5 protein-coding genes are annotated in these 6,480 nt (G+C 72.9%); 1 reads left to right on the forward strand and 4 read right to left on the reverse strand.

What is annotated here, in order from left to right; all coding sequences use genetic code 11:
• Positions 1 to 109: 109 nt before the first annotated feature.
• The 4 genes from ACFWY6_RS43250 to ACFWY6_RS43265 form a co-directional block, all read right to left on the reverse strand.
• Entirely contained in the window at positions 110 to 2,254 is a 2,145-nt protein-coding gene (locus tag ACFWY6_RS43250) for a hypothetical protein (protein WP_384702752.1), read from the reverse strand.
• 142 nt (positions 2,255 to 2,396) lie between these two features.
• Entirely contained in the window at positions 2,397 to 2,750 is a 354-nt protein-coding gene (locus ACFWY6_RS43255) for a DUF6113 family protein (RefSeq protein ID WP_384702762.1), read from the reverse strand.
• A gap of 113 nt (positions 2,751 to 2,863) precedes the next feature.
• Entirely contained in the window at positions 2,864 to 3,829 is a 966-nt protein-coding gene (mshB, locus tag ACFWY6_RS43260; protein ID WP_384702755.1) for an N-acetyl-1-D-myo-inositol-2-amino-2-deoxy-alpha-D-glucopyranoside deacetylase, read from the reverse strand.
• A gap of 31 nt (positions 3,830 to 3,860) precedes the next feature.
• Complete coding sequence (locus tag ACFWY6_RS43265; RefSeq protein ID WP_055569071.1) at positions 3,861 to 4,055, reverse strand: hypothetical protein; 195 nt, start codon at positions 4,053 to 4,055, stop codon at positions 3,861 to 3,863.
• A 149-nt stretch (positions 4,056 to 4,204) separates the two neighbouring features.
• On the opposite strand from ACFWY6_RS43265, the gene ACFWY6_RS43270 reads away from it, so the two are divergent.
• Positions 4,205 to 6,376, forward strand: coding sequence for a prolyl oligopeptidase family serine peptidase (locus ACFWY6_RS43270; RefSeq protein ID WP_384702758.1), 2,172 nt, complete (start codon positions 4,205 to 4,207; stop codon positions 6,374 to 6,376).
• Positions 6,377 to 6,480: the final 104 nt, after the last annotated feature.

A 6,480-nucleotide genomic window follows, 5' to 3' on the forward strand; every position in this document is an offset into this window, starting at 1 on the left:
GTGGGGGGGGGGGTAGGTGTGAGTTCTTGCGCCCCTTAGGGGGGGGGGGGAACTGCGCGACCAGCCACAGCCGGCCCGCAGTTCCCCACGCACCATTACCGCGAAACGCTCAGCCGGCGTTCGTCTCGATCACACCGATCCGCTCGGCAGGCGTCTTGCCGGTCAGCGCCTTGTTCATCGCGTTGGCCACGTCCGTCGGCTGGACCGGCGTCTTGTCGCCGTTGCCGCGCTGGATCAGTACGCCGTCGAAAACGTTGCCGTAGAGCTTCTTGAGCTCGACGAGGTCGTAGTGCGGCTGCAGCGTGCCGTTCTTGAGGACCTGCGTCTGAAGGACCTTCGGGAGCGACTTCGCCGGACCGAACGGGATCGACTTCGTGCCCGCCTTGATCGTGACGTTGGCGGACATCGCGGGCTCGGCGAACCGGGTCATGAACTTGTCGACCTCGGCGTTCGAGACCGTCGGCTTGCGCGTGGTGACGGGCAGCTCGACGGTGCCGGCGCTGCCGGTCTCGACCTGCTTCTTGTACGCCTCGGACACCGCGGTGGTCGCGGCGTCGACGTCGATGCCCTTGCCCTCCTTGCCGTACACCGGGACGGCCTTGCCGGGCACGAACTTGACCGAGCCCTCCTTGGCCGAGCCGGACGCGCCCGCGGCGCGCTCCAGGGCGGCCGCCAGCTTCTCCTCGTCGACGGGCATCTCGGCCTCGGCGACACGCTCGCCGCCGAAGAGCGAGCCGATCACCGACACGGGGTTGTAGTCGCTGCCCGCGGCGTTGCGGACCGTTGCCTGGCTGTCCACCGTCAGGCCCGACTGCTCCGGCTCCAGCGTGACCTCTTCGCCGCCGACCGACAGCTTCAGGGACTTGGTGACACGCTCGCCGATCGCCGCGTCGAGCTTCTTGACGGCCTCGTCGCGGGTGCCGCCGCCGATGTCGACGCCGAGCACGGTGGTGCCCTTCGGCACGTCGGCGTGGTTCATCAGCAGTCCGGCGCCGTACGCCCCGCAGGCCACGACGAACACGGCGCCGCCCACCAGGACGAGCTTGTTGCGCCCCTTCTTCTTGGGGGCGGGAGCCGCGGCCGGCACGTTCGGCTGCACCGGCTCGGGGAGCTTCGGCGGCGTGTGCGGCACGGGTGCTTCGGGGTGCGGGCCCGTGGCGAACGGCGAGTTCTGGGCCGGCGGTACGACGGGGATGCCACTGGTGAGCGTGTCGCCCGAGACATTGGCTCCGGGCGCGGGCGCGGTGGGGCCGCCCGGGATGGAGACGGGGCCGCCCTGGCCACCGGCGGGGGGACGCGGGGCGCCGCCGGGGCCCGTGACGGGGCCCGCCTTCTGGGGCGTGAGGATGGCGGTGTCGTCGCTCATGCCGGTGCCCGTGCCCGCGCCCGGACGGGCGCCGGGGGCCGCCGGGTCGGGGCGAGCCGCCGGGTTCGACGGGGGCGTCGGGCGTGCGGGGGGCGTCAGCGGCCCTTCGCCGGTCACCGGGCCGCTCGTCGGTCCCGCGGGCCCGCGCCCGCCGTCGCCCGCGGTGCCTCCGGTGAAGTACGGCAGATCCCCGCGCTGCCGGTCGCCGTTCTGCGGGGCGCCCGTGCCGAGGGGGCCTGACGCCACGGCGCCGGACACGTCGAAGGCTCCCGTACCGGAGCCGTTGCCGCCCGAACCGGCGGGCGCGGAGCCGTTGTTGCCTCCGGATCCGCTGCCGGGGGAGCCGGCACCCGGGCCACTCGGGCCCGCGCCGCCGCTCGCGCCGCCGCTCGCGCTGCCGCCCGCGCCACCGCTCGTCGCGCTGCTGCTCTTGCGCGGCGCGAACCAGTCGCTCGTCTTCTCCTCCGGCTGCGCGGCGGCGGATCCACCCGCGGCGGGCGCGGAGCCCCCGGCGCCCTGCCCGCCTACGGGGCCGCCCGGAGCGGGCACGGAAGCAGCGGCGGAGGCGCCCGCGCCGTTTCCGGCGGCGAGGCCGTCCGTCGCGCTGCGCGCGTCCTCCGGGCGCCCGGGAGCCGCGTCGCCGTCGCCGACGGGCGTACGCATGACGACCGGCGGGATGGGGCGCGAGCCGGGGATGTTGATCCGGATGCGCGTGGTCAGCGTGGTCTCGGTCTTGGGTTCGTCGGGCCGCTCGTCGGCGGCCTGCCGCTGCGCACCGTCCACGGCGCCGTCCGACGCGGGGGAGCCGTACGGCGGCGTCCCCGAGGGGTAAGCGGCTCCACCGCGCCCCTGGGGCCCGGAGGACGAACTGTCAGTTTCACGACTCAAGGCAGGTTCTCCCGGTTGGCTCCGCCGCCCGTCTCGTCCTAACGCGGGCGGCTCGGCGGCGCGCACCACCATACTGGCCGCCGTCGGCAGTCATCCTGTGACCGCCGTCAATCCCGTACGGGGCACGGGCTGAAGTGGTACGTCACTTGCCAAGTCGGGCGGCGGGCCCGCCTGGTTGCGGCCGCCGGCCGAGGGTGGCACACATCACAGCGACCGCCATACCGCCGAGCAGGAAGGCGTACGAGCCGACTCCCGCGCCGAAGAGGAAGTCGCCTTCGGGGCGGCTGGCCGTGAGCAGCATGACGGCGACGAGCCAGCCCGCCGCGGGCGCCACCGCCCCGGCTCTGGTGCCGGTCGCGCGCGACCCTCCGTAGAACAGCCCCGCGGCTCCGAGCAGCGCGAGCAGCAACCCGCCCGGGATCCAGCCCCCTTGGACGAGTGCCCCTGCGGCGCCGATCACCGCGCCGAGCACGAACAACAGGACATAGGCCGCGATCCGCCCGGAGTTGACCGGCTGGGCGAGGCCGCTGCCGCCCGCCGGGGCAACGGTAGAAGCGGACGAACCGGAACCCTTCGGGCCACCGGCGGACGAAGCGCGCGAACGGGTACTCACAGCGCCGTCACCCCTTCGTGCCCCTCGTCTTCGTGCCCAGCGGCCTCGAGCCCAGCGGCCTCGAGCCCAGCAGCTTCGAGCCCCGCGAACAGATCGTTCTCGCGCTCACCGTCCACAGCACCGGCCTCTCCTCGCACCAACTCGTAGTACTCCACGTCGAAGATCGGCTGCGCGAGCCCGTTCGAGAGGACGAACAGCGGCCCCTGCACCTCGATCTGGGTGGCGTGCGCGCGCATCGCCGCCGCCTTCGCCTGCCGGAACGCGGTCCCGTCGATCTCCGTCGTGATCCGCTCGTCGTCCGTCACACCCGGCACGTCGGCGACCGCGGCGGCGTTCGTGAACGGCGAGTGCCGCAGGGCGTCCGCCATCCACCGGAACCGCTCTTCGACGACCGAGCGGGGCGCACGGTTCCAGTAGATCTTGCCGATGGTGTGCGGTTCGCCGAGATCCGAGCGGAAGGCGGACTCGGCCGCGAGGCCGGCCGCGCGCATCGCGACGCGGTGCGCCTGGATGTGGTCGGGGTGGCCGTACCCCCCGTCCGGGTCGTACGTCACAAGCACCTGCGGACGCACCTCGCGGATCACCTCGACGAGGTGCGCGGCGGCCGCGTCGAGATCGGCGGACCAGAAGGCGCCGGGGCGGTGGTTCTGCTCGACGCCCATCATCCCGGAGTCGCGGTAGCGCCCGGTGCCGCCGAGGAAACGGTGGTCGGTGACGCCCACTTCCTTCATCGCGGCGGCCAGTTCCCCGATGCGCTGCGCGCCGAGGCTGTCCTCGCGGTCGGGCGCCAGGTGGGCGAGCTCCGGCGGGATGACCTCGCCCTCCTCGCCGAGCGTGCAGGTCACCAACGTGACATGGGCGCCTTCGGCCGCGTACTTGGCCATGGTCGCGCCGTTGTTGATCGACTCGTCGTCGGGGTGCGCGTGCACGAGCAGCAGACGCCGGGCGGGCAGTTCCGTCATGGGACCACCCTACGAGCACCCCGACGGCAGGTCAGAACTTGATGTCGCCGATCATCCCCGCCACGTTCGTCGTCAGCTCGTTGATGGTCGGGGCGACGGACGAACTCGCCAGGTAGAAGCCGAGCAGCGTACAGACGACAGCGTGCCCCGCCTTCAGTCCTGACTTCTTGACCAGCAAGAAGACAATGATCGCCAGCAGCACCACCGCCGAAATCGAGAGTGCCACGGCGGCTCACCTCCAAGTCCAAGACCCTGCACCAGTGCGGACGCCAGCAGGTTCATACCCACTAAGCGCTACGGATCATAACTATCCGTGGGTCCGCATGACTCGGAGCACGGCAGCACAAGGGGGCGCATGCCCCATAGGCTCGGAGGATGACCATCGAGACCCATGGATCCGCCGGGCCCGCCGAGAGTCCCGCGCAGCGGCTCTCCTTCCCGCGTCAGCACGCCCGCACACAGCGCTTCACGCTCGGTGCGCCCCGCGCGTTCACGGTGGCGCCCGACGGGTCCCGTGTCGCCTTCCTGCGCTCTTCGTCCGGCACCGACCGGGCGAATCAACTCTGGGTCCTGGACCTGGCGGACGGCGCCGTCGAACGCGTCGCGGCCGATCCCCAGGCGCTGTTGAACGGCGCCGCCGAGCGGCTCTCCGCCGCGGAGCGGGCCCGGCGCGAGCGCAGCCGTGAGGGCGGCGCGGGCATCGTGGGCTATGCGACGGACGCGGCGGTGGAGCTCGCCGCCTTCGCGCTCTCCGGCCGGCTCTTCGCCGCGGAGCTGCGCGCGGGCACGGCACGCGAACTGCGCACCCCGGCCCCGGTGATCGACCCCCGCCCCTCCCCCGACGGCCGCCACATCGCGTACGTCGCCGGGGGCGCCCTGCGGGTGACGGGCGCCGACGGCGAGGGCGACCGGGCGCTCGCGGAGCCCGAGGGCGAGGGCGAAGGGACCGTCACGTACGGCCTTGCGGAGTTCATCGCGGCCGAGGAGATGAGCCGCTCGCGGGGCTTCTGGTGGTCGCCAGGATCGGACCGGCTGCTCGTCGCGCGCGCCGACGACGCCGCCGTGCGGCGCTGGTGGATCGCCGATCCCGCGCACCCGGAGAGCGAGCCGACGAAGGTCGCGTACCCGGCGGCGGGCACGGCGAACGCGGACGTACGCCTCTTCGTCGTGACGCTGGACGGCGCGCGCACCGAGGTGACGTGGGACCGCGCCCGGTACCCGTATCTGGCCCGTGTGCACTGGTCGTCGGCGGGCGCACCGCTGCTCCTCGTCCAGTCGAGGGACCAGCTCAGCCAGCTGTACCTGGCGGTGAACCCGGACGACGGCTCGACGCGGATGGTGCACGCGGAGGAGGATCCGGAATGGCTGGAACTCTTCCCCGGTGCGCCGTCCTGGTCGCCGAGCGGCAAGCTGGTGCGGATCGTCGACGAGGGCGGCGCGCGGGTCCTCGCGGTGGGTGAACGGCCGCTGACGGGGCCGCAGTTGCATGTCCGCGCGGTCCTGGACGTGGCGGACGACGACGTACTGATCTCGGCGTCGGCGGGCAGCGCGGCCGCATCGCCCGAGACCGGCGAGGTGCACGTCTACCGCGTCAATGAACTGGGCGTCGAGCGCGTCTCGCAGGAGGCCGGGGTCCACTCGGCGGTGCGCTCGGGAGGCCTCACGGTCCTCGTTTCGGCCACCCTGGACCAGCCGGGCACTCGCGTCCAGGTACTGCGCGACGGCAAGCAGGCGGCGACCGTCGCCTCACACGCCCAGCGCCCGGGGCTCACGCCGCGCGTGACGCTCACCGAGGGGGGCACACGCAAGATCCCGTGCGCCGTCCTGCTCCCCACGGATTACCAGGAGGGATCGGGTCCGCTTCCGGTCCTGCTCGATCCGTACGGCGGGCCGCACGGCCAGCGGGTGGTCGCGGCGCACAATCCGTACCTCACGTCGCAGTGGTTCGCCGACCAGGGCTTCGCCGTGATCGTCGCGGACGGCCGGGGCACTCCGGGGCGCTCCCCCGCGTGGGAGAAGGCGGTCCGCAAGGACTTCACGCTCACCCTGGACGACCAGGTGGACGCGCTCCAGGGCCTGGCTTCTTCCTTCCCCCTGGACCTGGACCGGGTCGCCATCCGGGGCTGGTCCTACGGCGGTTACCTCGCCGGGCTCGCGGTCCTTCGCCGCCCCGACGTCTTCCACGCGGGGGTTGCGGGAGCGCCGGTGACGGACTGGCGCCTCTACGACACGCACTACACGGAGCGGTACCTGGGCGACCCCGGGGCGGATCCGGCCGCGTACGCCCTCAACTCCCTCGTCACCGAGGAGGGTTTGGTGGCTCCGGAGAACCCGCACCGCCCGCTGATGATCGTGCACGGCCTCGCGGACGACAACGTGGTGGTGGCGCACGCCCTGCGCCTCTCCTCCGCCCTGCTGGCCGCGGGCCGCCCCCACGAGGTGCTCCCGCTCTCCGGGGTGACGCACATGACCCCCCAGGAACAGGTGGCGGAGAACTTGCTCCTGCTCCAAGTCGACTTCCTGAAGCGCGCGTTGGCCCTGCCCTAGCCCCCGGCAAACGGCGACCGGGGCGGGGGCCAGAGAGGAAGCCCCCCCCCGAAAAGCCCCCCCCCCCCCGCCCGACCCAAAACACACCACCCACCCAAAAAAAG

The sequence above is a fragment of the Streptomyces sp. NPDC059037 genome, assembly GCF_042740015.1.
Taxonomy (GTDB): Bacteria; Actinomycetota; Actinomycetes; order Streptomycetales; family Streptomycetaceae; genus Streptomyces.

What these genes read in the sequence shown, in the direction of transcription:
- mshB (WP_384702755.1), bottom strand. Translation starts at nt 3,829, where the DNA reads ATGACGGAACTGCCCGCCCGGCGTCTGCTGCTCGTGCACGCGCACCCC.
- ACFWY6_RS43270 (WP_384702758.1), top strand. Translation starts at nt 4,205, where the DNA reads ATGACCATCGAGACCCATGGATCCGCCGGGCCCGCCGAGAGTCCCGCG.